Annotated in this window: 25 protein-coding genes; 13 read left to right on the forward strand and 12 right to left on the reverse strand. The window is 70.6% G+C overall.

Annotated elements, in window-relative coordinates:
* The first annotated feature begins 13 nt into the window (after positions 1 to 13).
* Positions 14 to 1,012 (forward strand): DMT family transporter, encoded by a 999-nt coding sequence (locus L3Q65_RS15805; protein WP_182888902.1) that lies wholly within the window; start codon positions 14 to 16, stop codon positions 1,010 to 1,012.
* Here L3Q65_RS15805 and L3Q65_RS15810 read toward each other — a convergent pair.
* The gene (locus L3Q65_RS15810; protein ID WP_237600111.1) at positions 937 to 2,061 is read right to left on the reverse strand and encodes a hypothetical protein; all 1,125 of its coding nucleotides are present in this window, start codon (positions 2,059 to 2,061) and stop codon (positions 937 to 939) included. The two genes, L3Q65_RS15805 and L3Q65_RS15810, sit on opposite strands and share 76 nt — an antisense overlap.
* Positions 2,052 to 2,879 carry an alpha/beta fold hydrolase gene (locus tag L3Q65_RS15815; RefSeq protein WP_237600112.1) on the reverse strand — a complete coding sequence of 276 codons (828 nt, stop codon included), beginning with the start codon at positions 2,877 to 2,879 and terminating at the stop codon, positions 2,052 to 2,054. Before L3Q65_RS15815 ends, L3Q65_RS15810 begins: the two co-directional genes overlap by 10 nt.
* A 96-nt stretch (positions 2,880 to 2,975) precedes the next feature.
* On the opposite strand from L3Q65_RS15815, the gene L3Q65_RS15820 reads away from it, so the two are divergent.
* The 4 genes from L3Q65_RS15820 (at position 2,976) to L3Q65_RS15835 (ending at position 6,321) form a co-directional block, all read left to right on the forward strand.
* Positions 2,976 to 3,347 (forward strand): helix-turn-helix domain-containing protein, encoded by a 372-nt coding sequence (locus L3Q65_RS15820; RefSeq protein ID WP_237600113.1) that lies wholly within the window; start codon positions 2,976 to 2,978, stop codon positions 3,345 to 3,347.
* Between the two features lie 63 nt (positions 3,348 to 3,410).
* Entirely contained in the window at positions 3,411 to 4,619 is a 1,209-nt protein-coding gene (ftsW, locus tag L3Q65_RS15825; protein ID WP_237600114.1) for a putative lipid II flippase FtsW, read from the forward strand.
* Positions 4,616 to 5,002 carry a hypothetical protein gene (locus tag L3Q65_RS15830; RefSeq protein ID WP_182888897.1) on the forward strand — a complete coding sequence of 129 codons (387 nt, stop codon included), beginning with the start codon at positions 4,616 to 4,618 and terminating at the stop codon, positions 5,000 to 5,002. Before ftsW ends, L3Q65_RS15830 begins: the two co-directional genes overlap by 4 nt.
* Before the next feature lie 128 nt (positions 5,003 to 5,130).
* Positions 5,131 to 6,321: a phosphatase PAP2 family protein gene (locus tag L3Q65_RS15835; protein ID WP_237600115.1), complete on the forward strand. Its 1,191-nt coding sequence runs from the start codon at positions 5,131 to 5,133 to the stop codon at positions 6,319 to 6,321.
* Here the strand turns inward: L3Q65_RS15835 and L3Q65_RS15840 are convergent.
* The 3 genes from L3Q65_RS15840 to L3Q65_RS15850 all read right to left on the reverse strand — a co-directional run bounded on the left by L3Q65_RS15840 (position 6,233) and on the right by L3Q65_RS15850 (position 8,077).
* Positions 6,233 to 6,877, reverse strand: a complete 645-nt coding sequence (locus tag L3Q65_RS15840; protein ID WP_182888895.1) for a phosphate uptake regulator PhoU — start codon at positions 6,875 to 6,877, stop codon at positions 6,233 to 6,235. The two genes, L3Q65_RS15835 and L3Q65_RS15840, sit on opposite strands and share 89 nt — an antisense overlap.
* An 11-nt stretch (positions 6,878 to 6,888) precedes the next feature.
* Entirely contained in the window at positions 6,889 to 7,245 is a 357-nt protein-coding gene (locus L3Q65_RS15845; protein ID WP_182888894.1) for a hypothetical protein, read from the reverse strand.
* A gap of 88 nt (positions 7,246 to 7,333) precedes the next feature.
* The gene (locus L3Q65_RS15850; protein WP_182888893.1) at positions 7,334 to 8,077 is read right to left on the reverse strand and encodes a dienelactone hydrolase family protein; all 744 of its coding nucleotides are present in this window, start codon (positions 8,075 to 8,077) and stop codon (positions 7,334 to 7,336) included.
* A gap of 201 nt (positions 8,078 to 8,278) precedes the next feature.
* Between L3Q65_RS15850 and L3Q65_RS15855 the strand changes: the two genes are divergently transcribed.
* Positions 8,279 to 10,915 (forward strand): exo 1,3/1,4-beta-D-glucan glucohydrolase, encoded by a 2,637-nt coding sequence (locus L3Q65_RS15855; RefSeq protein ID WP_237600116.1) that lies wholly within the window; start codon positions 8,279 to 8,281, stop codon positions 10,913 to 10,915.
* Here L3Q65_RS15855 and L3Q65_RS15860 read toward each other — a convergent pair.
* Positions 10,905 to 11,588, reverse strand: coding sequence for an FMN-dependent NADH-azoreductase (locus L3Q65_RS15860; RefSeq protein ID WP_237600117.1), 684 nt, complete (start codon positions 11,586 to 11,588; stop codon positions 10,905 to 10,907). The two genes, L3Q65_RS15855 and L3Q65_RS15860, sit on opposite strands and share 11 nt — an antisense overlap.
* Positions 11,589 to 11,660: 72 nt before the next feature.
* Between L3Q65_RS15860 and L3Q65_RS15865 the strand changes: the two genes are divergently transcribed.
* Positions 11,661 to 12,518 (forward strand): sigma-70 family RNA polymerase sigma factor, encoded by an 858-nt coding sequence (locus tag L3Q65_RS15865; protein ID WP_237600118.1) that lies wholly within the window; start codon positions 11,661 to 11,663, stop codon positions 12,516 to 12,518.
* A 13-nt stretch (positions 12,519 to 12,531) separates the two neighbouring features.
* Here the strand turns inward: L3Q65_RS15865 and L3Q65_RS15870 are convergent, their stop codons facing one another.
* Positions 12,532 to 12,936: a nuclear transport factor 2 family protein gene (locus L3Q65_RS15870; RefSeq protein ID WP_237600119.1), complete on the reverse strand. Its 405-nt coding sequence runs from the start codon at positions 12,934 to 12,936 to the stop codon at positions 12,532 to 12,534.
* Positions 12,937 to 12,987: 51 nt separating this feature from the next.
* Here L3Q65_RS15870 and L3Q65_RS15875 point away from each other — a divergent pair, with 51 nt between their 5' ends.
* Complete coding sequence (locus tag L3Q65_RS15875; protein WP_182888889.1) at positions 12,988 to 13,470, forward strand: MarR family winged helix-turn-helix transcriptional regulator; 483 nt, start codon at positions 12,988 to 12,990, stop codon at positions 13,468 to 13,470.
* Positions 13,471 to 13,484: 14 nt separating this feature from the next.
* Here L3Q65_RS15875 and L3Q65_RS15880 read toward each other — a convergent pair whose 3' ends face one another.
* Positions 13,485 to 14,474 (reverse strand): AraC family transcriptional regulator, encoded by a 990-nt coding sequence (locus tag L3Q65_RS15880; protein WP_237600120.1) that lies wholly within the window; start codon positions 14,472 to 14,474, stop codon positions 13,485 to 13,487.
* 124 nt (positions 14,475 to 14,598) lie between these two features.
* Here L3Q65_RS15880 and L3Q65_RS15885 point away from each other — a divergent pair, with 124 nt between their 5' ends.
* On the forward strand, positions 14,599 to 15,447 hold the full coding sequence (locus tag L3Q65_RS15885; RefSeq protein ID WP_237600121.1) for an NAD(P)H-binding protein: 849 nt from the start codon (positions 14,599 to 14,601) through the stop codon (positions 15,445 to 15,447).
* A 93-nt stretch (positions 15,448 to 15,540) separates the two neighbouring features.
* Here L3Q65_RS15885 and L3Q65_RS15890 read toward each other — a convergent pair whose 3' ends face one another.
* Positions 15,541 to 15,921 (reverse strand): hypothetical protein, encoded by a 381-nt coding sequence (locus L3Q65_RS15890; RefSeq protein WP_237600122.1) that lies wholly within the window; start codon positions 15,919 to 15,921, stop codon positions 15,541 to 15,543.
* Positions 15,922 to 16,105: 184 nt separating this feature from the next.
* Between L3Q65_RS15890 and L3Q65_RS15895 the strand changes: the two genes are divergently transcribed.
* Complete coding sequence (locus L3Q65_RS15895) at positions 16,106 to 17,491, forward strand: helix-turn-helix transcriptional regulator (RefSeq protein ID WP_237600123.1); 1,386 nt, start codon at positions 16,106 to 16,108, stop codon at positions 17,489 to 17,491.
* Positions 17,492 to 17,495: 4 nt separating this feature from the next.
* Here the strand turns inward: L3Q65_RS15895 and L3Q65_RS15900 are convergent, their stop codons facing one another.
* The 3 genes from L3Q65_RS15900 to L3Q65_RS15910 form a co-directional block, all read right to left on the reverse strand.
* Positions 17,496 to 18,311, reverse strand: coding sequence for an alpha/beta hydrolase (locus L3Q65_RS15900; RefSeq protein ID WP_237600124.1), 816 nt, complete (start codon positions 18,309 to 18,311; stop codon positions 17,496 to 17,498).
* 400 nt (positions 18,312 to 18,711) lie between these two features.
* Positions 18,712 to 19,434 carry a DsbA family protein gene (locus L3Q65_RS15905; RefSeq protein WP_237600125.1) on the reverse strand — a complete coding sequence of 241 codons (723 nt, stop codon included), beginning with the start codon at positions 19,432 to 19,434 and terminating at the stop codon, positions 18,712 to 18,714.
* A gap of 101 nt (positions 19,435 to 19,535) precedes the next feature.
* Entirely contained in the window at positions 19,536 to 19,895 is a 360-nt protein-coding gene (locus L3Q65_RS15910; protein ID WP_182888882.1) for a helix-turn-helix transcriptional regulator, read from the reverse strand.
* A gap of 250 nt (positions 19,896 to 20,145) precedes the next feature.
* Between L3Q65_RS15910 and mgtA the strand changes: the two genes are divergently transcribed.
* The 3 genes from mgtA to L3Q65_RS15925 all read left to right on the forward strand — a co-directional run bounded on the left by mgtA (position 20,146) and on the right by L3Q65_RS15925 (position 25,234).
* Positions 20,146 to 22,713: a magnesium-translocating P-type ATPase gene (mgtA, locus tag L3Q65_RS15915; protein WP_237600126.1), complete on the forward strand. Its 2,568-nt coding sequence runs from the start codon at positions 20,146 to 20,148 to the stop codon at positions 22,711 to 22,713.
* Positions 22,714 to 22,777: 64 nt separating this feature from the next.
* Positions 22,778 to 23,497, forward strand: coding sequence for an MgtC/SapB family protein (locus L3Q65_RS15920; RefSeq protein WP_182888880.1), 720 nt, complete (start codon positions 22,778 to 22,780; stop codon positions 23,495 to 23,497).
* Positions 23,498 to 23,500: 3 nt separating this feature from the next.
* Positions 23,501 to 25,234, forward strand: coding sequence for an ABC transporter permease subunit (locus L3Q65_RS15925; protein WP_237600127.1), 1,734 nt, complete (start codon positions 23,501 to 23,503; stop codon positions 25,232 to 25,234).
* Positions 25,235 to 25,238: the final 4 nt, after the last annotated feature.

The following is a 25,238-nucleotide window of genomic DNA, read 5'->3' on the forward strand; positions in this document are numbered from 1 at the left end:
CACCATAGAAGGCATGACCACCGAATCCGCCCCGTTGCCCGCCGCGGGCCCGATCGCCGCGCTCACCGGCCGCGCCGACCCGCGGCTGCTCGCCGCGGCGGGCTGCCTCTGCATCGCGCTGACCTCGGTGCTCATCAAGGTTTCCGGGGCCAGCGGGGCGACCAGCGCGTTCTGGCGCTGCGCCCTCGCGCTGCCGCTGCTCGCGATCCTGGCGTTCAGCGAGGCGCGGCGGACCCGCGTGCGCGCGAAGATCCTGCTGCCGCTGCTGGCCGGGCTCGGCCTCGGGCTCGACTTCGTCCTGTGGGGCGAGGCGATCCCGCGCGTCGGCGCGGGCGTCGCGACCATGCTGCTTTCGGTGCAGGTGGTGATCGTGCCGCTGCTGGCGTTCGTCTTCCTCAAGGAGCGGCCGGACCCGCGGTTCACGTTCGTCGCGCCGACGCTGATCGGCGGGATCGTGCTCGCCGGCGGCGTGTTCGGTTCGTCGATGACCGGCTCGAACCCGGTGCTGGGCATGGTTTTCGCGCTCGCCGCGGGAGCGGGCTACTCGGGGTACCTGCTGTTGCTCCGGCTCAGCAGCACCCCCGCGACGCAGGTCCGCTCGCTGTCGCTGGCCACCGTGTCGGCAGGCTTCGTCTCGGTCGTGCTCGGACTGCCGTTCGGCCGCCTCGACCTGACGCCCAGCCTGCCTTCGCTCGGCTGGTTCGCCGCGCTGGCCCTCGTCGGCCAGGTCGTCGGCTGGCTGCTGATCGCCGGGGCGCTGCCGCGGCTGGCGGCCTCGACCGGCGCGACGATGATGCTGCTGCAGCCGGTCGGCGCGGTCGCGTTCGGCTTCCTGCTGCTGAGCGAACGGCCGGGCGCGCTGCAGCTCGCCGGCTGCGTGATCGTGCTCGGCGCGGTGTGCTTCGCCGGCCGCGGCGCGGGGAAGAAGCCCGCGGTTCAGCCGTCGGCCAAGCTCAGCCCGGCCGAGTCGAGCAGGCCGCGCGCCATGTCCCTGAACTCGTCGCGGCGGTGATCGACCAGGCCGTCCCCGCCGAGCAGGTCCGCGGCCAGCTCGTCGACCGGCCAGCAGACCAGCTTGCCGTGCCGTCCGAGGAGGAGTCCGACCTCGCGGATCCGGTACAGGTCGGCGACGTCGAGCCAGGCGTACAGCAGGATCTGCCACAGCCAGCGTCCGGCCCGGTCCGGATCGCCGACGGTCAGCACGGTCTTCACGTCCAGCAGGGTGCCGTCGGCGATCCCCGCTTCGGGGTCGAGCTTCCCGAGCAGGAGATCGCCGTCCGCCCAGCCGGGCACGATGGTCGGCCCGGCGATCCCGAGCGGACAGCCCTCCGGCGGAGCGCCGCCGAGCCGCCGCAGTTCCCACAGCGCACCGTTGTCGTGCAAGCGTTTCGCGAGCTCTGCCAGTTCGGCGACCTGTGCGCCGGAGGGCAGCGCGCGCAGGTCCGCGATCGTGCCGCCGCCGTCGACGACCCGGGCCAGCCGGGGGTCGATGCGGCCGGAGCGGTAGATGTCCTCGCACGCCGACAGCACCCAGTTCGTCCGGGCCAGTCCGGCCTCCGCGCCCGGTCCGCCGAGCGCGCCGGGCGGGGCGTGCTGCGCCTGGTAGCGGCGAGCGCGTCCCAGCAGTTCGCCCCACAGCTCCTCCGCGCCCGGGAGCGCCCCGCCGTCCGGCAGCCCGTCGCCGAGGTCGAGCCAGGTCGCCGCGGCCGGACGGATGCCGAGCGCCCGCGCCCGGTATTCCAGCGGAAGCTCGTCGTGCGTCGGGTACTCGGCGGCTTGCGCGTGCGCCCAAGGGCCGCTGCCCCACTGCGCCCGGACCATGCCGAGCAGCGCGTAGTACGGCGGCGCGGGCTGCACGAGGTCCGCGATCCGCTGGCCGAACGCACCGCCGATCTCGGCCCAGTGCTCCCGGGGCGGACGCGCGAGCGCCGGACGGATCGGGCGCACGCCGTTCGCCGCCTCCTCGACCCGGCGCGCGGCCGCGGTCGTGCCGGTGAAGACGCGGGCGCACCAGCGCGCGAGTTTCCCGCGCGGGTCGGCCAGCTCGGACGTCAACGACACCCGGCCAGTATCTCCCGGGACAGGAACGGCAGCAGCAGATCGAGGAACTCGCGCGGACGGTCCAGCGGGACCAGGTGCCCGCAATCCGGCAGCACGTGGCCGGCGAGGTCGTCGGCGATCGGGCGGAGCTGCTGCTCCAGCGCGCCGCCGACGGGGTTCGCGCCGATCGTCATCGTCGGCACGGTCAGCCGCTTCTCCGCCGCCGCGGTCAGCTGCCGGGCGCTTTCCGGCATCGCCCGGTAGTACTCGAAGGCGCAGCGGAGCGCATCGGTGCCGGTGTACGCCTCGGCGAAGGCCGCTTCGATTTCCGCCGGCACGCCGCGACCGAGCGTGCCCTGGTCGAGGAACCAGCGAACGTACTCCGCCTCGTGTCCGTCAAGGACGGTCTCGGCCAGCCCCGGCACGGCGTGGAAGCCGAACCACCACGGCGGGCCGGCCGGGAATCCCCAAGGCAGCGACTCCATCAGCACCAGGCGACGGACTCGCTCCGGCTGCCGCAGCGCCAGCAGCAACGCGCTCGACACCGCCAGGTCGATCGCCACTGCCTCGGCGTCCGCCTCCCCCAGCGCATCAAGCAGGCCCGCGATGTCGGCAGCGATCGTCCCGGCGTCGAAGCCGCGGTCCGGACGGCTGCTCGCGCCCAGGCCGCGGAGGTCCGGCGCGATCACCCGGTACCGCTCGGCGAGGGCCGGGACGACCTTGTTCCACAGCTGCCAGGTGTGCGGAAATCCGTGCAGCAGCACCAGCGCCGGACCGCTCCCGGCGACGGCGACGTTCAGCCGCACCCCGTTCGCTTCGACCTGCCGCACCGCGCTCATCGGACCTCCTGTGGTTACCATTGGTTACCAGCACACGGTAGGTAACTACAGAAGCGCCGCCAAGACGGCACTTTCCCGACAGGTGGTGAGCCCGAGGTGACCCCCTCCGCCCGCGGCGATCTGTTCGATCCGGCCTGCCCGACGCGGCGGCTGCTCGACCGGATCGGAACGAAGTGGACGTCGATGACGGTCAAGATCCTCGCCGAGGCCGCGCCGGACGAGGTGCGCTTCGCCGATCTTCGCCGCCGCATCCCCGGGGTGTCGCAGAAAATGCTCTCGGTGACGCTGCAAAGCCTCGTCCGGGACGGCCTCGTCACACGGCGGGTCGAGGACACAGTGGCGCCCCGGGTGCATTACCGGCTCACCGCACTGGGCACGTCGCTGGAATCCGCACTCGCGGTATTGCGCACGTGGGCGGAAGAGCACATGGCCGAGGTCGACGAGGCCAATCAAAAATCGGAGCGGTAATTTTCCGCACACAGGCGAGTCGGTCAGCCACCGCGAAGCGAAAACAGCACACACTCTTCCCCCGTGGAGTCGCCAACCGAACGGGACAGCAAACCCGCACGGCACGCAATCGGGCAGTTCTTCGCGCATCCGCTCGCGTCGTTCCGGATCATCGTCGCGATTTGGGCGCTGCTGACGCTGCTCGGCGCGGTGATGGCGCTGTCGTCCTCGGCCGCCGCTGCCAACCCGGCCGCCGGAACCGGGGTGTACCAAGCCTTTTTCCGGCATCTGATGTTCGTCGCACTCGGCGCGGTCGCCTTCGTGCTCGGCCTGCGCATCCCGTTTTCCCGGCTGCGCAAGGCCGCTACCCCGGCGCTCGCCGCCGCCGTCGTGCTGCTGCTGCTGGTGCTGACTCCGCTGGGTTCCGACCACGGCGGCGCGCAACGCTGGCTCTCCGCCGGGCCGATCACCTTGCAGCCAGTGGAAATCGCGAAGGTCGCGCTGGTGTTCTGGGGCGCGCATCTGCTCGTGTCGAAACAGAAGGTGCTGCACCATTGGCGGCATCTGCTGGTGCCGCTGATCCCGGTGACGCTCGGGTTGTGCGCGCTGCTGCTGGCCCAGCCGAATCTCAGCGGAACGGTCACGCTCGCGCTGATCGCCTTGGGTTTGCTGTGGTTCGCCGACGCGCCGAAGCGGTTGTTCGCCGCCATTCTCGCCGGCGGGGTCGCCGGAATCGTCGTACTCGCCCTTTTCGCCAGTTATCGGCTCGCGCGCATCCTTTCTTTTCTTTCGCCGAATCCCGACGCGAGCGGCAGCGGCTACCAGGCACAGCAGGCGCAATACGCGCTCGCCGACGGCGGCTGGTTCGGGGTCGGGCTCGGCCGAGGCGCGGCGAAGTGGAGCTATCTGCCGGACGTCCAGAACGACTTCGTCTTCGCGCTCGTCGGCGAGGAACTCGGGTTCGCCGGCTGCCTGCTGGTGCTGGGCCTGTTCGGCTGCCTCGCGGTGGTCGGCCTGCGCACCGCGGCGCGAGTCGCCGATCCGTGGGTGCGGCTCGTCGCCGGGACGACCACCCTGCTGCTGGTGGCGCAGGCGCTGATCAACATCGGCTACGTCGCGGGCGCCCTGCCGGTGACCGGCGTGACGCTGCCGCTGGTGTCCGCGGGCGGGACGTCGCTCGTGGTCACCATGCTCCAGTTCGGCATCCTCGCCCAGGCCGCGCGGGAGGAACCGGCCGCCCTGAGGTTCCTCGCCGGGCCGCGGAAGAAAGGCTCCGGTACAGTCCCAGCGTGATCAAGAAGGCACTCTCCGCTACCTGCGCCGCCGTAGCGCTCGCCGGACTGGCCGCGTGCTCCAACCCGACCGGCAAGTCGTGGGCGATCACGTACGAGGTCACCTCCGACCAGCAGACCACGGCCACCGGCGTCACCTACGGCGAGTCCGGCAACCGCTACGAGGACAAGGTCGCGCCGCACCAGCTCACCGGTCCGCTCGGGCTGCCGTGGAAACAGGACGTCGTGGTCAGCGCCGGACAGGAGGCCTCGGTCACCGCGACACCGTCGACCGCCGCGACGCTGCGCTGCCGGATCCTGCTGGACAAGACCAAGGAACTCGCCAAGGCGAGCGCTCCGGGTCCCGGCAAGCCGGTGACCTGCAAGCGCACCACCGACTCCTGACCCGTCCCGGAGAGTCCCCGCGGACTCACGGGGCGTCGCGGACTCCCCTCCGCCGCTCGGTACGCTCGTGACCTTCGGGTGAACGCGAGATGGCCGCCAGGCGAACCGGCGGACCGGAGAGGGGTTGTATGGCGACCACGGCCGGAGCTTCCAGCAGCGAGACGTACGACGCGATCACCCATTTCGGCCTGGCGATGCCGGGCTGGGTGCAGTCTCTCGTGCTGGCGTACACGCATTACGGCCTGGTCCTCGTGGCCCCGTTCTTCGCCTGGCTCTGGTGGCGGGCGCGCGGAACCGGCTCGCCCGAACGGATGGCCGCGGCGCTGCTGGTCCCGGCGGCCACGGTGGTCGCCTATGTGCTCAGCGAGATCATCAAAGCCTTCGTGCACGAGCAGCGGCCCTGCCGGGGGCTCCCGCCGGAGGCGATCGTCGGAGTCTGCCCGCCGCCGGGCGACTGGTCGTTCCCGAGCAACCACTCCACCATCGCGGCCGCGGTCGCGCTCGGCGGGGCCTTCGCCTGGCGCAAGGGCGCGCCGTGGCTCGCGGCCTTCGCGGCGACGATGGGCTTCTCGCGAGTGTTCGTGGGGGCGCACTATCCGCACGACGTGCTGATCGGGCTCGCGCTCGGGGCCGGGATGGCGTTGCTGTTGCAGCGGTACGCGCTGGGCCCGGCTGCCGGGCTCGTGCGGCGGTTCTCGGAGAAGGTGCCGTTCGGGTTGCTGGGTGTCGCGCCGGCCGGTGCGGAGCCTGCGACTGTGCGCCCTCCGGCTGAGGAAAAGCCGCGGCGACCCCGCGGCGGCCGTCCCGACGACGCGCCGGTCCTCCCTGAGGACGCCGGTGCTCTGCCACAGCGAGGGCCGGTCCGTCCGGCCGGTTCAGCGCCTCGGGACGCCGGCGGTCGCCCGGTCCGTCCGCGGAATCCGCAGCCGGAAGGCCGTGTCGCAGCGGGCCCGCCGCCGCGGAGGCAGAATTCGCAGCCGATCCGCACCGCCGAACCGCGACCCCGTCCGGCGCGTCCGCGGCAGAATTCGCAGCCGATGCGCACCGCGGAACCCCAGGCCCGTCCCGCCGACGCACCGCCGCAGAATCCGGGCCGTCCGCCCGCGCAGCCGCCTGCCCGTCCGGTGCGGCAGCAACCGCCGCGTCCGGCCGGTCCGCCGCAAGGCCGCGCCGCGGGTTCGCCGCCGCCGCGTCCGTCGAACCAGGCGCAGGCCGGTCCGCCGCCGGAGGTCAGCCCGGGAGATCGCCCGTCGCGGCGAACTCCAGGCGCTTCGCGACCGACACCGCCTGGTCGGCGAAACGCTCGTAGAAACGCGTGAGCAGGCTCAGCGCGACCGCGATCCGCTGGTCCTGCGTCCAGTCCGGAGCGGTGACCGTCGCCATCACGCGGGCGTGCAGTTCGTCCACGCGCTCGTCGGCGCGGCTCAGTTCGGCGTAGCCGCCGCGGGCCTCGCCGTGCACCAGGTCGGCGAGCCGCTCGGCCATCGCCGAGGTGACCTCGCCGAGTTCGGCGAACACCGCCTCCAGGTCGGCGGGAACGGTCGGCTCCGGGTGGCCGCGACGCGCGGTCCCCGCGATGTGCGCGGCGAGGTCGCCCATCCGCTCGAGCTTCTCCGCGCAGTACACCGCGGCCAGCACGGCACGCAGGTCGCCGGCCACCGGGGCTTGCAGGGCGAGCAGCGAATACGCCTCGTCCTCGCAGGAGGCGCGCTGGTCGTCGAGGTCGGCGTCGCCGCTGAGCACTTGCTCGGCCAGCGGCAGGTCCATGGTCAGCAGCGCCCGGGTGGCCCGGCGCATCGCCTCGGCCGCCGCCTCGGCCATCGCCGCCAGACGCCCGTCGAGCTGTTTCAGGTCGTCCTGGAAGCCTTCGCGCATGTCGAGCGACTTTACCGGCGGCCGGCGAACAGGCCCGCGTCGGCCAGCGGCCAGGCCTCCTCAGGCTCGGCAAGCTCGTAGCTGTGACTGCCCTCGTGCCCGCCGGGCACCCGGCAGAACACGCCCTCGTCGGACTCCGCGCCGCACAGCGCGCGGGTCTCCAGCACGCGGCGGCCGGGCCACCAGCGCAGCCACATCAGCGGTTCTTCGCCGCGTCCGCCGACGGGGGTCGCGTGCTCGTGGCCGTGCCCGGCCTCCAGTTCGCAGAACAGCTCGGGCTCCGTCCCGCGGACCGCGACGCTCCGCAGGACCGAGCGCTCGCGCCCGGTCAGCTCCACCGGTTCGCGGCACAGCGCACCTTCGGCCATGCGGCCAGCGTAAACGGCCGCCGCCGATTCCGCGCGCAGGGCCCGGCCGCGAGCGCGTCCCGCGTGCCGGACCCTGATCCTCCGCAGGTCAGCGCACCCGCTCCAGGAGCGCGAACAGGTTCTCCCAGTGCCGTTTCTCGCCGTCGGCGTGGTACGCGGCCGTGTCCGACATCGTGAAGCCGTGCGACGCGCCCTCGTAGACCTCCGACCGGTAAGTCACGCCGGCCTCGTCGAGGGCGTGCTCCAGCGTCTTGATCTGCTCGGCGGTGGCCGACGGGTCCTGGTCGGCGTGCCCGAAGTACACCTCGCCGCTGATCGAGCCGACCCGCAGGTGCGGGCTGTCCGGCTGGTCGGTGGCGAGACGGCCGCCGTGGAACGACGCGATCGCCTTGACCCGGTCCGGGAACGCTTCGATCACCCGCAGCGCGTTCGTGCCGCCCATGCAGTAGCCGGTGATCACGACCGGGCCCTCGGCGACGCCGTCCTGCGCGGCGAACCAGTCGAGGTACTTCTCCGCGTCGCGGGTGATCGCCTCGGTGTCCAGCGCCTCGATCAGCGGCATCAGCTTGCCGAAGACCTCGCCGCGGCGCTCCGGGTCTTCCAGCGCGGCGAAGTCCACCAGCGGCGTCCGGCCGCCGCGGTAGAGCAGGTTCGGCGCCAGCACGGCGTAGCCCGCCTCGGCGATGCGGTCGGCCATCTCCTCGATCCGCGGCCGCAGCCCGAACGCGTCCGGGAAGAGCAGCACCCCGGGATGCGGCCCGCCGTCCGGCACGGCCAGGTACGCGTCCGCGGTCCCGTCGGCAGCCGGAACGTCTGGCTTTTCCTTGCGCATCCGCTTTGTCCTCCCTTGAAATCGGTGCCTTCGCGATCAATCTATCCCCGTCCGGCGAAAGGCCGCCGCGCCCCGCGAATGTCCCGTTTCCTGTCCGGTGAATGGACTGAACCACTGCGGTCGGCGGATTGACGGAGTCCGGTTTGCCCGGTCAGGATCACCGGGCCCGCTCCGGGCCGCCCTCCGCAGAACGGACTGTCGATGGCCAGACCTCCACGTTCCCCGCGCGCCCGGAACCGGGTCGCGCTCGCCGCGCTCGTGCTCCTCGGCGGGCTCGTTCCCGCCCAAGCCGCCCAGGCCGCTCCCCCGCGCCAGCCGGACATCGGCCCGCCCGCACTGGACCGGAACGGCTGCGCGCGCATCGAAAAATCGCTGCCCCGGCTGCAAGACTGGCCGAAGGTGCGCAGCGCGATGCCGCAGAACCCGGCCGACGAACGGCGGATCAAACAGATCGTCTCCGGCATGTCGCTGGAGGAAAAGGTCGGGCAGATGACCCAGCCCGAGATCGCCGCGATCACGCCGGCCGAGGTGACCCAGTACTCGATCGGGTCGGTGCTCAACGGCGGCGGCTCGTGGCCGGGCGGGAACAAGCACGCCAGCCGGCAGGACTGGCTCGAGCTCGCGGATTCCTATTGGGACGCGGCGAAGGCCACGAGGGCAAAGATTCCGGTAATTTGGGGCATAGATGCCGTGCACGGAAACAACAATGTGTACGGCTCCACTGTTTTCCCGCAGAACATCGCGCTCGGCGCGGCGCACGACCCGTGCCTGGTGCGCGACGTCGAGAACTCCACCGCGCGGCAGATCCGGGCGACCGGCCAGGACTGGGCGTTCGCGCCGACCCTCGCCGTCGTCCAGGACGACCGCTGGGGCCGCACCTACGAAGGCTTCTCCGAAGACCCGCGCATCACCCGCGCCTACGGCTACGAGGCCATGAACGGCCTGCAGGCCGGGGCGCGGCTGCGGATCGGGCCGAACGGCGTGATCGGCACCGCCAAGCACTTCATCGGCGACGGCGGCACCACTAACGGCCAGGACCAAGGGGTCAACGCGTCTTCCGAAGCGGACCTGATCAACCTGCACGGCCAGGGCTACTACGGCGCGCTCGCCGCGGGCGCGCAGACGGTCATGGCGTCGTTCAACAGCTGGACCAACCCCGACCTCGGCATCAACGAGGGCAAGATCCACGGCAGCGACAAGGTCCTCAACCAGATCCTCAAGGGCAAGATGGGCTTCGACGGCCTCGTCGTGTCGGACTGGAACGGCATCGGCCAGGTGACCGGCTGCACCAACTCCAGCTGCCCGCGCGCGATCAACGCGGGCATCGACGTCGTGATGGTCCCGAACGACTGGAAAGCCTTCATCGCCAACACGGTCGCGCAGGTGCGCGGCGGTGAGATCCCGATGTCGCGCATCGACGACGCGGTCACCCGGATCCTTCGAGTCAAAATGCGCGCCGGGCTTTTCGAGGAGCGCAAGCCTTCGCAGCGTTGGTACGCAGGTTCGCCGGACGCGTTGACGGACAAGGCGCTCGCTCGCGAAGCGGTGCGCAAATCGCAGACGCTGCTGAAGAACAACGGCAACGTGCTTCCCTTGGCGCGCAACGCCAAGGTGCTCGTGGTCGGCAAGAGCGCGGACAGCATCCAGAACCAGACCGGCGGCTGGACGCTGACCTGGCAGGGCACCGGGAACACCAACGCGGACTTCCCTGGCGCGACCTCGATCCTCGCCGGGCTCAAGGAGGATCTCGCCAACGTCACCTTCGATCCCGCCGGCACCGTTGATCCGAAGGGTTACGACGCCGTCATCGCGGTTGTCGGCGAGACGCCGTACGCGGAAGGCGTCGGCGATCTGCAACGGAAGAGCCTCGAAGCGGCGAAGCTGTATCCGGAAGACCTTGCGCTGCTGGACAAAGTCAGCGGCAAGGGCACTCCGGTGGTGACTGTGTACGTCAGCGGCCGCCCGCTGTACGTCAACAAGGAACTCAACCGTTCCGACGCGTTCGTCGCCGCTTGGCTGCCCGGCACCGAAGGCGGCGGGGTCGCGGACATGCTGGTGCGCGGGAAGGACCGCGGCGGGTACAGCGGCAAGCTGTCCTATTCGTGGCCGAAGAGCGCCTGCCAGACGCCGCTCAACCCGTGGAGTCCCGGCTACGACCCGCTGTTCGCGCTCGGCTACGGCCTCACCTCGCACCAGCGGACCACGGTCGGCAAGCTCGACGAGACCGAAGGCCCGGCCCGCTGCGGATCGCACGACGGCGGCGGCACCGCGACCGAGGACCTGCCGATCTACGACCGCACGGATGTCGCGCCGTACAAGAGTTTCATCGGTTCGGCGTCGAACTGGGGCGGCACTGAAATCGGTCCGGACGGCACTGCTTCGCATCCGGAGATCACCGTGGTGCCGGCCGACGTCAACGTCCAGGGCGACGGCCTGAAGGCGACGTGGACCGGCACCGGCGCGGCACAGCTGTATTCGCAGCATCCCGGCGGCACTGACGACCTGCGCGGATATCCCAACGCCGACGGCGCGCTCGAGTTCGACGTGATCGTGCATTCGCCGCCGGTGAACCGGACGGTCGTGAGCCTGCACTGCGTCTACCCGTGCTCGTCGGAGGTCAACGCGACGAAACTGTTCGGCGATCTGCCCGCCGGGCAGAAGTCGACCGTGAAGATCCCGTTGTCCTGCTTCGCGAGCGGGCTGGACTTCGAGAGCATCGACACGCCGTTTCTCGTCTACACCGACGGCCCGTTCTCCGCGTCGTTCGCGAACGTGCGGTGGTCGCCCGGCGGGGCGAAGGATCCGGACGCGCGGAAGTGCTCCGACCTCACTGGATAGCCCGCGCCAGCTCGACGACCCGGGACCTGGCCGCCTCGCGCGACGCGGCGGCCAGGTCCTCGAGTCCGTCCAGCGCCGGGACGTCGCCGACCCGGGTGAACTCCTGGGAGACGAACGTCAGCCGCTCGACGCCTTTGTCGCCGAGGCAGGCACGCAGATACGACTCCTGGAACTCGAACGCCTCGCGCGGCGTGCCCGGGCCGTATCCGCCGCCGCGGGCGGTGACGATCACAAAGTCCTTGTCCGCCAGCAGTTTCCGGCCGGTCTCCGGGTCGGCGAACACGCCGGGGAAGCTGATCCGGTCGATCCACGCCTTGAGCGTCGCGGGCACGCCGAAGTTGTACATCGGCACCCCGAGCAGCACGGCACGTGCTTCGCGGACTTCGTTCACCAGCGGCAGTGTCAGGTCCCATTCGCGCCGTTCCTCGTCGTCGGCGATCAGCGCCGCGATGTCTTCCAGCGACAGCGCTCCCTTGCGTTCCACCCGGCGGCCGAGCCGCGCGTACGCCTCGCGCAGCGGCGGCACCGGTTCGGCGGACACGTCGCGGTGCCGCACGGTTCCGCCGCCTCTCCGCCACTCGTCGGCGAACAACGCGCCCAGCCGCCTGCTCACCGACGCCTCGCGGTCGGCGCTCGAATCGACGTGCAGCAAGGGCGCTAGCATGACGGTCATCCGGTTCCTCTCCTCGTCCTTGGTCCTCGGGCCGGCACTCCCATGACGGACCGAGACGGGAAAAGGTGACCGATGGACGACGCACTGGCGCGGCGCTTCGAGGACGAGCGCCCGCGGCTGCACGCGCTGGCCTATCGCATGCTGGGTTCCGCGGCCGAGGCCGAGGACGTCGTGCAGGAGTCGTGGCTGCGGCTGAATCGCACGTCCGGCGTCGGCAACCTCGGCGGCTGGCTCACGACCGCGGTCTCCCGGCTATGCCTGGACGCGCTGCGCGCCCGCCGCGAAACGCCGGTCTCTTCCGTGCCTGATGCCGCCGGCGGCACTGTTCCCGAGGACGAGATCGTGCTGGCCGGCGAGGTCGGCCGCGCGCTTTTGGTGGTCCTGGACCGGCTGGCCCCGCCCGAACGGGTGGCGTTCGTGCTGCACGATCTGTTCGCGGTGCCGTTCGACGCGGTCGGCCCGATCCTCGACCGGACACCCGCGACCGCGAAGAAACTCGCCAGCCGCGCGCGGTCGCGAGTACGCGGGGAACCGGCCGTTCCGGCCGCGGAACTGGCTGAGCACCGGGAAGTAGTGACGGCGTTCTTGTCGGCGGCCCGGGGCGGGGACATGGCGACGCTGCTGACCGTGCTGGCGCCGGATGTCGTCCGGCACACCGATCCGGCGATGCTGCCGCCGGGGGCTGCCGCGGTGTTGCGCGGGGCGGACGAGGTCGCGCGGGGAACGAAGCTGTTCGCGGCGAATGCGCGGCTGGCCGAACTCGCGCTGATCGACGGGGATGTCGGGCTGGTGCTCGCTCCGGCCGGACGGTTGGCGGGGGTGCTCAGGATCGAGGTTCGCGGGGGGCTGCTCCAGGCTTACGAAGTGGTGGTGAGCGCCGAGCGGCTGGCGGGGACGGAGATCGTGACGCTTTCCCGCGGTGCCGTATAGATCGTTATACACCTTAAAGGTCGAATGGTTCGTAGCAGTCGAAGGTCTCGATCGAGGTGATCGCGCCGCCGGCGGTCTCGACGAATTGGGCGATGTGCGCGACGAGCTCGTCGCCGCGACGGAAAGGGCCGGCGTCACGCGCGATCACCCCGCTCCAGGTGAGACGAAGGATCGCGGTGTCCCCCGCCGCCACGGCCGAGCGCACCTCGTACCGCTGACTGGACATCAACCCCGCACCGGCCTCCGACGCCGCGAGCATCTGATCCAGGTTCGCGCGGGCGCCCTCGGGTTTGAGCCGATTCGGATGCTCGACGGTCGACGCCATCGGAGCGAAGTGCTCCCGGAGATCCTCGCCGCACTGCCCGGCTTCAAGCGCCCGCAGCAGGGATGTCGCGAGGGCAACCGGATCGTCGGCCATAAGAACAACTATATTTGTACAACCTTGGTTGTCAATTGCATGGTGGGCACCGTGACCCGACTGGACCTGGCCGAAATCGACCTCGCCACCCTCGCCTGGCTGGCGGGCAGTTCCGCGAACCGGGCGCTCCTGGCCGAGTTGCACGAGACGGGCCACCCCGGCGTGCGCAACTCCCACGGATACGTCGTCCAGCACCTCGTCGACCGCGCGCCCGCAGTCTCCGAACTCGCCGGCCTTCTCGGCGTCACCCAGCAGGCGGCCTCGAAGCACCTCCTCGAACTGGAGCGGCTCGGCTACGTCGAGAGAGTGCCGGATCCCGCCGACAGCCGAGTGCGACGTGCCCAGCTCACCGACCGCGGTCGGCAGCTCATCGACGACAGCCGCCGGATCCGGAAGCGACTGGACGAGCGCCTGGCCAGATCGGCGGGCAAGGACGCGGCCGAAGCGGCCCGGCTAGCCCTGGCTCGCCTGCTCGACGCGACCGGCGGAACCGCGGACGTGATCGCGCGTCGTGCCGCTCTGCCAAGCGAATAGGCAGACGGCGCGAGTCATCGCCGCGCGCTCGCAGCACCCTCCTCGCGATGGTGCATCGCGCGATAACGACCGGGAGCGTGCCCGACGACCCGTTTGAAAGCACGGGCGAACGCGAATTCCGAGTCGTAGCCCACCTTCCGGGCGATCTGCCGCAGCGGGGCCCGGCCCTCGCGCAGCAGGCGGGCGGCCACGGTCATCCGCCAGATGCCGAGGTACTCCATCGGGGTGTGCCCGGTCGTCGACGCGAACCGGCGGCTGAACCGGGCGCGCGGGACGCCGACGGCGTGCGCGAGCGCCTCCACGGTCCAGGGTTTGCCGGGGTCGTCGTGCAAGAGCGCGAGCGCGGGGCCCACCGCGGGGTCGTGGAGCGCGCGGGCCCACCCGACCAGCTGGTCCGGCTGGCCGAGGAACCAGGACCGCAGGGTGTAGGTGAACAGCAGGTCGAGCAGCGAGGCCACCACCGCGGGGGTCCCGCGGCCGGCCTGGTCGACCTCGGTGGTGAGCAAGTGGACGGCGGAGGCGAGGCAGGCGCCGCGCATCTGGCCCGCCGTGACGTGCACGACGTCGGGCAAGGAGGCGATGAACGGGTGCTGCGGCGCCGGTTCGAGCAGGTACGCGCCGCAGACCAGGACGGTCTCGGGACCGTCGCCCTCGATGACGAGGTCGGTGGCCGACAGCTCCTCCAGGTCGGCGCCGAACCGTTCTCGCACGGTGCGAGCCGGCCGGCCGGGAGCGTCGGCGGCGACGTGCCCGGCGCCGGACGGCAGCAACGCGACATCCCCTTGGGCGAGACGCAGCGCCTGGCCGCCGTCGGGGACGAGCACGCAGGAACCGGCGATCGCGACGTAGATCGTGGCGATCGAGCGCGATTCGAACGCGAGACCCCAGGGAGCCCGCAACAGCGCCCTGCCGTAGACGACGCCGCCGCGCCGGAGGGCGGCGACGATGTCGCCCACGACGTCGGCCACATGGTCGCGCTCGCGGCCGACCGCTTTCACCGTCATACCCGATTCGCTCCGGCCCGGTGCCGATCGGACATGAATCTGTCGAGAGCTGTCATGGCGCGCGTCGATGACCCGTTCATACGGTGAGGTGGTTGCCGATTCGACTTTACCTTGCGAGGAACGCGTGCCTACCACAGTTCTTGTCCTCGGCGCGACGGGCCGCACCGGACGCCGGGTGGTGTCGTTGCTGGCCGAGCGGGGGCACACGGTCCGGGCGGCGAGCCAGCTCCCGGGGAGGCCGGAGGGCGCGGTGACGCCGGTCCGCTTCGACTGGGGCGACCCGGCGACCTACCCGCCCGCGCTGGACGGCGTGGACGCGATCTACCAGTGGCTCCCGATCAGCCCCGACCCCGCGGCAGAGGTCGCGGCGCTGCTGGACGAGGCCAAGGCTGCCGGGGTCCGCCGGGTGGTCCACCTGTCCACCACGACCGCGCGGCTGGCCCGCGAGGACTTCCCGGCGCACGGGGCCGAGCGATTCCTCGAAACCGGGCCGGTGCCCGCGACCATCCTGCGCCCCAACGTCTTCGCCGAGAACTTCTCCGAGCACCCCGCGATCCTGCACGGCATCCGCACCGGCGTCGTCGCGGTTCCGGCGGGCGACGGCCGGGTGGCGCCGATCTCCGTCGAGGACATCGCCGCCGCGGCGGCGGCCGCACTGACCCAGGACGGACATCAGCACAAGACCTACTCCCTGACCGGACCCGATTCACTGTCCTTTTCGGACATGACCGCGATCGTGGGCGACGCCGCGGGAAAACCCGTGCGGTACCGGGCGATGGACCCGGCCGAGTTCCGCGAAGCCCTGCTCGGCGGAGGGACCCCCGGTCATGTCGCCGACTTCTACGCCGCCATGTACGAAGGCATCCGCAACGACTGGGCCGCCGACGTGACCGACGACGTCCGGCGGATCACCGGCCGTCCGCCGGTCTCCTTCGCCGACTACGCCCGCGCCGCGGCGGCCCGGTGGCGCTGAACGGATAAAGGCCTGCCCCAGCCGGGGGGAGGTGGCGTGCCGCGCCAGGCTGGGGCAGGCATAACGGTGCGGTGAGCGATGGGCGGGACGCTCCTAACCGCACCGAGCCTTATCGGGGGTCATCTCTTTTCGCGGGTTCTCGTCCTCCGGCAGTTCCGGGAAGACGTCGGTGTCCTCGACTTTCGGGATGACAGCGGTGTCCTCGGTGTCCTCGTCGGCCCGTTCGGCGGCGGCCTCCTCCGCCGTCCGCCGGAATTCGGCCAGCCGGGCTTGTTCGATCTCGGCCTGGACCTCGTAGTCCAGCCGGGCCTGGAGGTCGCGGACGGTCAGCTTTCCGCGCGGGGGCGGGATCGGCCGGCGTGCGTGCCAGAGCCACATCGAGAGCAGTACCAGCAGCAAGAGCACACAACACACGACGACCACGGCCGGATGGCCGGTGCGGGTAGCCTCGCCGAGCGTCGCTGCTGCCTTCATGCGATCCACCTCTCGGCCTCGGAAGTGTGTTCGCGGTGCCTCCCCACCATGGGGCCGGCCAGTGGCCTGGACCAGCCAGCAAACCGGGCGAAAAGCGGGCGGCAACCGAGCGAATCGTCTTGCCTCGCGCACGGTGACCTGCGGTAACCTAGCGACCCCGCGTTGTTGCGAAGGGGTGTCGCCCATGGGCGAACGGCGAGAAGGACTTGTCCGGGCACGCAAAGCGGCGAACCTGACGCAAGAAAAGCTCGCCGCGCTGCTCCCCGCCGACGAAAAAAGCATCCGCGCCTGGGAATCCGGCCGCTCCGAGCCGCGTCCGCACCGGCGCGACCGGCTCGCCCGGCTGCTGCGCATCAGCCCCGCCCGGCTGGAGGAACTGCTCCGGGAAGGCACCTCCGCGGACCCCCGCAGGCCGCCCGGAGCGCCGAGCGTCCTGCTGCCCGTCGTCGTGGACGGGCGGCCGGTCGCGCTGCCGCTCGACCGGGCGACCGTCGCGGCCAGCGTCCTCGCCCGGCTCCTGCCTGCTCTCGGCGACGCGGCCCAGCCAGCGGTTCCGACCACAGAATGGGACGCCATGAGCCCGCTCAGTCGCCGCTCACTGCTCAAAAACGGCCTGCCCGTCGCGGCTTTGCCCGCATTGGGAATAGGCAGCGCGGAGCACGTCGCGCGAGCACTGGAGAATCCCCGGCGGTACATGGACAAAACCGTCACGCACTATCTCCGGCGGCAGCTCGACCAGTACAAATACGAGGACGGCGAACGCGGTCCGGCCAAAACGCTTCCGATGACGCTCGGCGTCCTGGACATCATCGACCGCATCGCCCGCGACGCGGCTCCCGGCGACCAGCGGGACCTTCTGCACATCGGTTCGGAGGGCGCGGAGTTCGCCGGATGGCTTTACCGCGACCGCAGGCAGCGGGAAGACTCGCTGTACTGGCACGACCGCGCGATGGAATGGGCGCAGGCGGCGGGCGACAGCACGATGCAGGGCTACATTCTGCTCAAAAAAGCCCAGGTCGCCTACGACGAACGCGATCCGCGGCGGATGCTCATCCTCACCCGGGCGGTGCGCAACGGCCCCTGGTCGCTCCCCCGGCGGCTCCAGGCCGAGGCCGCCCAGCAGGAAGCCCGCGCGGAGGCGATGCTCGGCGCGTCGGCCGATCAGGTCAACCGCAAACTCGACGTCGCCTGGAAACTGCTGGACGACGCCGGACCGGTCGAATCGCCGCTGGGCGCGCACTTCAACGCGACTCTCCTGAATATGCAGACCGCCATCTGCTACACCGAAGCGGGCGAACCGCGCCGGTCGGTCGAACTGTACGAGAAAACGTTGAAGGAAACCCAATTCTCCCGGCGCGATTACGGCTTCTTCTTGTCCCTTATGGCGAATTCGCTGGCCCTCTCCGGCGAACCGGATCAAGCAGCCAAAACCGGCCTCGTCTCCGCCCGTCGAGCGACGGAAACGAACTCCCGCCGCACCAAAGAAGAACTCCGCCGGGTCGTCGGAGTGCTCAAGCCGTGGCACAACCGCCCGGACGTCCGGGAATTGCGCGAGGCGTTGAACAGCTGACCCGTTATCGCAGCCATTCCCGGACTTCGCCGATCACCTGCTGTTGCCAAGCTCGCGTCCGCGGATCGGCGTACTCGGGATCGTCGTGGACCGCGAAGCCGTGCTGTGCGCCGTCGAGCTGAAGCAGCCGGTGTTCGCAGACGAGGTCCCGGTCAGCCGCCTGCGACGACTCGACCGGGACGAACGTGTCCGCGCTCCCGTGCACGACAAGCGTCGGCGCGGCGATGTGCGGCAGGTTTTCGCGGGCCTCGAACCAGAACGCCTCGTTGAGCAGCGCCCGGCCGAGCCGGAAACCGGGCCCGTGTCCGAGATAGCCCTGTTGCTTGAGGTCGGCGGCGCCCTCGGCGTCGAGATATCCCTCCGGCGACCACTCGGGCTTCTCGTCGACGAACCGCCCGCGGTAGTCGATGAGCGGGTTGAAGAGGATCAGACGCTCGACGTCGTCCGGTCGCTTGGCCGCGTAGTACGCCGCGACGCCGCCGGAGAAACTTGCCGCCGCGAGCGAGGTGCGCACACCCGGGACGGCGCCGGACAGATGCTCGATGCTGGCTCGGATCACGTTGAGCAGCGCAGAAAGCGTCAGATCCTCTTGACGGCCTTCGCTCTCGCCGTGCCCGGGGAGGTCGATTCTCAGCGAGGCGATGCCAGCCTCGGCCAGACCCGCGGCGAGGCGGGTGAAGAAGCCGCCTTCCTCGCGGGTGACGCTCGCCCCCTGCACGAGCAGCACCGCCCGGCGAGCTCTGCCGTCCGGCTCGGTGAGGGTGCCGGCCAGATCGAGGCCGTCCGGTGTGCGAACTGTCCGATAGCTGTCGCGCGACATGGACACTCCCGGAGTTGTCGTCAACTCCCAGTGTGTCAGGTTCGCGCGTTCGGGGGATGAAATTCTCCGACGGTGTAACGAAGTCGACAGTCTCGGCAACCGGATGCGACGACCATCTGACCGGGACAGCCACCATGGGGTCCGACTCTCAATGCCAGGGACTTGAGCTGCGTCGCCCCGCTGACTGCGGCAAAGGACGCCAACCTGGCCGAACCGCCCGATCAATGCTCACCGGGCTGGGTCTGCGACGCACCCAATGCGGCATTGGGGTCTTCGCAGGAGCGTGCGGCGCGGCGGGTTCCCTCTCGCGATGCTCGGCGGGGGTGCGGAGCACCGGGCCCATGACCCGCGCCAGGCGGGGCGAAAGGGTCGCGCAGCCTGGCCGGTGCCGCGAAGCCGCCTACTTCTTCAGCCTCCGGCTCCCGCCATGCCAATCCTGTTCCCGCCCAGTCTCCCCCGCCCCGACCCCGAACGAAGGCAGCTGCGGCATCTCCCGAAGACTCCGCTTCAGCTCGGCGAACCCCGGGAACGCCGCCAACCCCACCACGTGGTCCCACAGCTCCACCGCCTCCTCGTCAGAAGGCAACCGGCTGATCACCGGCCCGAAGAACGCGACCCCCTCCGGCGGCCGGAAGTGCAGGATCGGGGTCCCGACGTCCTTTCCGGTCAGCGAAAGCGCTTCATCCGTCTCCCGCTGGATCTCCGCGTCCCACTGCGCGTCGTCGGCCGCATCCGCGAGGTCCGCCGGAAGGCCAGCACGCGAAAGAGCCGCTGCAGCAGCTGAGCGAGTGCCGTGCGCAGCCCGCGCCGAAGCTGTGTCCTCGACCAGACCGCTCTCGAAGTTCTGCTCCCCCAGCGCCTCGTACAGCGGACCGACCGCCTCGCGACCGCGCTCCGAGCGCACCGCGGCCGCCACCCGCAGAAGCCGGAGTCCGGCAGTGTGCGAAGCGTCGTACTCCGGCGGGAAGTGCGTCGAGTAGTCCAGATGCGCGTTCAGCAGCCGCAGCGAGATGAACCGCCAGTCCACCTCGTACGAGCGCTGCCGGGCGACCTGGCGGACCCACTTGCTGGTCATCCACGCGAACGGGCACACCGGATCGAAGTAGAAGTTCAGCTCGGCCATGGCCGCCAGCCTACGTTCCGCACCCCTTCGCCGCGCGCGCCAAGACTGGCTCGTGAGTGTTGGCGCCGGTTCTCACCGGCACAGCCACTCACGAGGACGACTCAAGCACCCCTGCTGCGCCGCCCGGCCTCGCCGGACAGTTCCTGGTGATGCTGCACCGCCAGCTGCACGATGTGCCGCACGTGCGGATCGTCGAGCACATACACCTGCCGCTTGCCCTCGCGGCGGGCGCGCACCAGCCCGGCGAGTTTGAGTTTGCCCAGGTGGTGGCTGGCGGTCGGCACGGTCTGACCGGTCTCCTCGGCGAGCGTGCCGACGTCGCGCTCCCCGTGCGACAGCAGCCAGAGCAGATGCAGCCGCACGGTCGCGGACAGCAGGCCGAACGTCGCTGCCGCGTCCTGCAGCAAGTCAGCGGGAAGCGGTTCCAGCGGGGTCTGGGATGGGGTGGACACGACGGACATCCTCTCGGGTGGGCCTCCAGGGTGACCTAGCCCCCATCAGTTGCACAAGTGTTTGACTGTTTCCGTGATCTGCGCTCTACTGGTCCCCGGCCGGCGGGCGACGCCGGCCGATGAGTCTTGCGGAGGAGGTGAGCCGGGTGACCGGCGAAGGAAGTAGTCGGCACGACCGTGCGGGAGCCCCGGCAGCCAGCTAGGTCCGGGCAAACCCCGCGCGGTCCGCTGCCGCCCAGCAGACCTCGAGGGGACGACCATGACCCGCTTTCCCGCCCTGCGCGCCCACGGCGACGCGCCGGTGCTCACTCTTTTCCGGAATCTCGACAGCTCGCCCAAAGGCCTCACCGAGAACGAGGCGGCCGAACGCTCGCGCCGCTTCGGCGAGAACCGCATCGACGGCACGGACCGTGCGCCTGTCCGGGTCTGGGCTGCCGCGCGGAGCCCGTTCGTCGCGTTGCTGACCGCGCTCGGCGTGGTCTTCGCCGGCGTCGGCGACATTCGCGGCGCGGTGACCGTCGGCGTGATGGTCGTGCTCAGCATCGGCCTCCGCTTCTGGCAGCAATCCCGGTCCGAGCGCGCGATCAGCGCGGTCCGCGACCAGATCACCACCACTGTCACCGTGCGGCGGCGCGCGGCGGCGGAGTTTCCCGGCAGCGAGCGTGAGGTGCCCGCGGAGGACCTCGTGCCCGGCGACATCGTGCTGCTCGGGCCCGGCGACGTGATCCCCGCTGACGTGCGCATTGTCGCGGCCAGGGACTTCGTGGTCGACCAGTCCGCGTTGTCCGGCGAGGCATTGCCGGTCGCGAAGCGCGCGCCCCAGCCCGGCAGGCACGAGGAGCACGAACTCGTCGAGACGCCTGCCCTCGGGTTCGCGGGCACGTCGGTGGTCGGCGGAACAGCTACCGCGGTGGTAGCCGCGACCGGCAGCGAGACCTATTTCGGCGCGCTGGCCGAGCAATCCGCCGAGCCGCGCGCGGAATCCAGCTTCGACGCCGGGGTGCGCCGCGTCGGCTGGACGCTCGTGCGCTTCATGCTCGTGATGGTGCCGATCGTGCTCGTCGTCAACGGCACGGTCACCGGAGACTGGGCGCAGGCGGGGATGTTCGCGGTGACCGTCGCGGTCGGCCTCACGCCGGAGATGCTGCCGGTCATCGTCACCACGAACCTCGCCCGGGGCGCTGCCGCGCTGTCCCGGCGGCAGGTGATTGTCAAGCGGCTCAACGCCATTCAGGACCTCGCCGCGATGGACGTGCTGTGCGTCGACAAGACCGGCACGCTCACCGAGGACCGGATCGCCTACGCGCACAGCGTCGACTACTCGGGCAGCCCGGACGGCGAAGCGGCCGAGTACGCGGGCCTCGCCGTGCGATTCCAGACCGACCGGCACGACCGGCTGGACGAGGCGATCGAGACCCTTTTCGACAACGAAGACGACCTGGTCGCCGACGCACTGTTCACCGGCGTCGCCGAGATCGGGTTCGACCACGCGCGCCGCCGGACCAGCGTCGTGGTCCGGCGCGGCGCTGAGCACCTGCTGATCAGCAAGGGCGACCCGGACGAGATCCTGCCGCGCTGCAGCCACGCGCGCCGCGACGGCGTCGTCACGGAATTCGACGACGCGGCCCGGATCGGCGCGGAAGAACTGGTGCGCGCATACGCCGAACACGGCATGCGGGTGCTCGCGGTAGCCGCCCGGGAAGTCGAAGCCCGGCTCGGCGGATTCGACGAAACTGACGAGAACGAGATGATCCTCGTCGGTTTCGCGGGGTTCGTCGACCCGGTCCGCGACGGCGTCGTCAATGCGGTGAAAACCCTTGGCGAACAAGGCGTCGCGCTGAAAGTGCTGACCGGCGACAACCGGCACGTGGCCGCGCGCGTCGCGGATTCGGCGGGTATCCCGGTCGGCGAAGTCGTGCTCGGCCGCCAGGTCGAAGCGGCGGACGACACTGAATTGCGCGAGATGGTCAAGGACACCACCGTTTTCGCGAAGCTCACGCCAGAGCACAAGGCCCGCGTGGTCACCGCGTTGCGCGAGAACGGCCGTGCGGTCGGCTTCGTCGGCGACGGCGTCAACGACGTCACCGCACTGCGCACCGCCGACGTCGGGATCGCTCCGGACACCGCCACCGACGCGGCGAAAGACGCGGCGGACCTGGTGCTGCTGGAACGCGACCTCGGCGTGCTCGCCCGCGGCGTGGCCGAAGGACGGCGGACGCTCGGCAACACGCTGAAGTACGTCAACATTACCGCCGCGTCGAACTTCGGCAACGTGCTGTCGGTGCTCGCGGCCAGCGCGTTCCTCCCGTTCCTGCCCATCCTGCCGATCCAGCTCGTGGTGTCGAACCTGCTCTACGACCTGGCCCAGCTCGCGCTGGCGTGGGACCGGGTGGACGACGACTACCTCAGCAAGCCGCGCCGCTGGGACGCGCGCGGGCTGACCGGTTTCATGCTCGTGTTCGGCCCGTTGTCGTCGCTGTTCGACCTCGCCACGTTCGCCGTGCTGTGGCACGTCTTCGGTGCCGGAGCGGACCCGTTGCTGTTCCAGACCGGCTGGTTCGTCGAGGGTTTGCTCTCCCAGTTGCTGGTGGTGCTGGTCCTGCGCGGACGCGGCACTCCCCTGCGCGCCAGCCGCCCGGTCGTGCTGGCCACGGCAGCCGCCGCGCTCGCCGGTCTGCTGGTGCCGCTGTCGCCGCTCGCCGGACCGTTGCGGATGCAGGCGCTGCCCGCCAGCTACCTGCTGTGGCTGGTGCTCGTGCTGGCCGGGTACGCGCTCGCGGCCCAAGCAGCGAAACGCGGCTGCGCACGCCAACGTACGTGGTGGTAACCGGCCTTTTTCCAGCTTTTCCCGAATATTTCCGAACTTTTCGCACCAACCAGTGGGAGCGCAGATGACGACTGCGGAGATGTTGCTGCGCCTTGGCGCCGGAGTGGGCCTCGGCACGGTGATCGGATTTGAACGCCAATACCGCGCCCGGATGGCAGGCCTGCGCACGAACGCGCTGGTCGCGGCCGGGTCGACGCTGTTCGTGCTGCTGTCCGCGCACGGTTTCAGCGGAGCGAGCGCCGACCCCACCCGGGTCGCCGCGCAAATTGTTTCCGGAATCGGTTTTCTCGGCGCGGGCGTGATTCTGCGCGAGGGCCTGACCGTGCGCGGGCTCAACACGGCGGCGACGCTGTGGTGTTCCGCCGCGGTCGGCGCGCTCGCCGGAGCCGGGCTGTACACCGCCGCGGGCGCGGGCACCGCCGTGGTGATGGCGGTGAACATCGCGCTGCGCCCGCTCGGCCGGGTGGTCGACCGGCGTCCGGCGACCGGCCGCGAAACCCCGACGTCGTACACCTTCCTGGCGGTGACCAAGGACGATTCCGAAGCGCACGTGCGCGCGTTGCTCGTGCAGGCGCTGGCGCGCACCGATTTCGCGCTGCAATCGGTCACCAGCACCAATACCGACACCGACGGGCAGGTGCAGGTGCGCGCCGAACTGTCCGCCGACCAGCGTGACGACAAGCAGATGGAGTCGGCAGTCAGCCGGCTGTCCATGGAGCCGTCGGTGACCAGCGTGCGCTGGCAGGCCGAGCTCACCTACTCCGAAGAGGACAGCGAGAACTAGACCATGCTGCGCACCTTTCCCACCCGCGGCGCACTCGTCCGGCCGCGCAGCACGATCGCCGATGTGGCGGTGTTCCTCGGTGCCGCCGCGGCGTTGTGGCTGATCGTGCGGCTCGCGCACGGTGCCGCCACAGCGTGGACTCCGGCGACCGCACCGTCCACAGTGTCCACTGACCCGGCCGAACTCCCTTACTACGCCGGACGTTCGCTGCTGCGGATGTTCGTCGCACTCGTGTTGTCGGTCGGCTTCACCTTCGTCTACGCGACCGCGGCGGCCCGTCTGCGGCGCACCGAAAAGATCCTGCTGCCCGCGCTCGACATCCTCCAGTCGGTGCCGGTGCTCGGGTTCCTGTCGGTGACGATCACCGGGTTCGTCGCGCTGTTCCCGGGCTCGCAGCTGGGCCTGGAATGCGCGTCGATCTTCGCGATCTTCACCTCGCAGGCGTGGAACATGACGTTCGCGTTCCACCACTCGCTGGTGTCGCAACCGCGCGACCTCGACGAGGCGTCGCGACTGCTGAGGTTGTCGCGCTGGCAGCGATTCTGGCGCGTCGACGTGCCGAGCGGCATGATCCCGCTGGTCTGGAACGGCATGATGAGCTTCGGCGGCGGCTGGTTCTTCCTCACCGCCTCCGAAGCGCTCAGCGTCAACAACCAGAAGTTCGCGCTGCCCGGCATCGGCGCGTACGTCGCGACAGCTTCCGAAGAGGGCGATCTCGGCAAGGTGCTGCTGGCCGTCGGCGTGATGGTGGTCCTGGTCGTCGGAGTGAACGTGCTGTTCTGGCGTCCGCTCACGGCGTGGTCGGAGCGATTCCGCATCGAAAACTCCGAAGCCGCCGAAGCACCCCGCAGCCTGGTGCTCGACCTGCTGCGCCGCTCGCGGATCCCGACGCTGCTCGGCCGGGTGCTCGGCAAACTGGTGTTCCCGCTCGACCGGGCGCTGGCGGTCTTCGGGCTCGCGGAGTACCCGCTGCGGTTCTCCCCCGCCCGTCGGCGCGCCGCGGACATCGTCTTCAGCGTCGCGGTGTCCGGGCTGATCCTCTACGGCACGGCGCGGATGGTGCTGTTCATCGGCGAGACCACCGGATACGGCGAGGTCGGCCACGTGCTGCTGCTCGGCCTGGTCACGTTCGCGCGCGTGGTGACGCTGGTGGTCGTCGGCACCCTCGTGTGGGTGCCGATCGGGGTGTGGATCGGGATGAACCCGCGAGTGTCGCGGCTCGCGCAGCCGGTGGTGCAGGTGCTCGCGTCGTTCCCGGCGAACTTCCTGTTCCCGCTGATCACCGCCGTGCTCGTGGCGACCGGGATTTCCCTGGACTGGGGCGGCATCCTGCTGATGAGCCTCGGCGCGCAGTGGTACATCCTGTTCAACGTCATCGCGGGAGCCTCGGCCATCCCGCACGATCTGCGCGAGGCGTCGGCGAACCTGCGGCTGCCGCGCGCGCTGTGGTGGCGCCGGCTCGTGCTGCCCGCGATTTTCCCGAGCTACGTCACCGGCGGGATCACCGCGGCGGGCGGCGCGTGGAACGCCTCCATCGTCGCGGAAATCGTGTCCTACAACGGCGTCACGCTCACCGCGACCGGGCTCGGCGCGTACATCGCGGACGCGACCGGCTCCGGCGATTCCGGGCGGATCCTGCTCGGAGTCGCGGTGATGAGCCTGTACGTCGTCGGCCTCAACCGGCTCTTCTGGCGGCGGTTGTACCGCCTCGCCGAGCGCCGGTTCTCCTTGTCCTGAAAGG

The sequence above is a fragment of the Amycolatopsis sp. FU40 genome (genome assembly GCF_021903635.1).
GTDB lineage: Bacteria > Actinomycetota > Actinomycetes > Mycobacteriales > Pseudonocardiaceae > Amycolatopsis > Amycolatopsis dendrobii.

Excerpts from the sequence above, each read along its gene's own strand:
- L3Q65_RS15850 (WP_182888893.1), bottom strand. The coding sequence starts at position 8,077 with ATGCGCAAGGAAAAGCCAGACGTTCCGGCTGCCGACGGGACCGCGGAC.
- L3Q65_RS15870 (WP_237600119.1), bottom strand. The coding sequence starts at position 12,936 with ATGGCCGACGATCCGGTTGCCCTCGCGACATCCCTGCTGCGGGCGCTT.
- L3Q65_RS15835 (WP_237600115.1), top strand. The coding sequence starts at position 5,131 with ATGGCGACCACGGCCGGAGCTTCCAGCAGCGAGACGTACGACGCGATC.
- L3Q65_RS15910 (WP_182888882.1), bottom strand. The coding sequence starts at position 19,895 with ATGTCCGTCGTGTCCACCCCATCCCAGACCCCGCTGGAACCGCTTCCC.
- L3Q65_RS15815 (WP_237600112.1), bottom strand. The coding sequence starts at position 2,879 with ATGAGCGCGGTGCGGCAGGTCGAAGCGAACGGGGTGCGGCTGAACGTC.
- L3Q65_RS15905 (WP_237600125.1), bottom strand. The coding sequence starts at position 19,434 with ATGGCCGAGCTGAACTTCTACTTCGATCCGGTGTGCCCGTTCGCGTGG.
- L3Q65_RS15860 (WP_237600117.1), bottom strand. The coding sequence starts at position 11,588 with ATGACCGTCATGCTAGCGCCCTTGCTGCACGTCGATTCGAGCGCCGAC.
- L3Q65_RS15880 (WP_237600120.1), bottom strand. The coding sequence starts at position 14,474 with ATGACGGTGAAAGCGGTCGGCCGCGAGCGCGACCATGTGGCCGACGTC.
- L3Q65_RS15920 (WP_182888880.1), top strand. The coding sequence starts at position 22,778 with ATGACGACTGCGGAGATGTTGCTGCGCCTTGGCGCCGGAGTGGGCCTC.
- L3Q65_RS15890 (WP_237600122.1), bottom strand. The coding sequence starts at position 15,921 with ATGAAGGCAGCAGCGACGCTCGGCGAGGCTACCCGCACCGGCCATCCG.
- L3Q65_RS15840 (WP_182888895.1), bottom strand. The coding sequence starts at position 6,877 with ATGCGCGAAGGCTTCCAGGACGACCTGAAACAGCTCGACGGGCGTCTG.
- mgtA (WP_237600126.1), top strand. The coding sequence starts at position 20,146 with ATGACCCGCTTTCCCGCCCTGCGCGCCCACGGCGACGCGCCGGTGCTC.
- L3Q65_RS15895 (WP_237600123.1), top strand. The coding sequence starts at position 16,106 with ATGGGCGAACGGCGAGAAGGACTTGTCCGGGCACGCAAAGCGGCGAAC.
- L3Q65_RS15900 (WP_237600124.1), bottom strand. The coding sequence starts at position 18,311 with ATGTCGCGCGACAGCTATCGGACAGTTCGCACACCGGACGGCCTCGAT.
- L3Q65_RS15845 (WP_182888894.1), bottom strand. The coding sequence starts at position 7,245 with ATGGCCGAAGGTGCGCTGTGCCGCGAACCGGTGGAGCTGACCGGGCGC.
- L3Q65_RS15925 (WP_237600127.1), top strand. The coding sequence starts at position 23,501 with ATGCTGCGCACCTTTCCCACCCGCGGCGCACTCGTCCGGCCGCGCAGC.
- L3Q65_RS15865 (WP_237600118.1), top strand. The coding sequence starts at position 11,661 with ATGGACGACGCACTGGCGCGGCGCTTCGAGGACGAGCGCCCGCGGCTG.
- L3Q65_RS15805 (WP_182888902.1), top strand. The coding sequence starts at position 14 with ATGACCACCGAATCCGCCCCGTTGCCCGCCGCGGGCCCGATCGCCGCG.
- L3Q65_RS15855 (WP_237600116.1), top strand. The coding sequence starts at position 8,279 with ATGGCCAGACCTCCACGTTCCCCGCGCGCCCGGAACCGGGTCGCGCTC.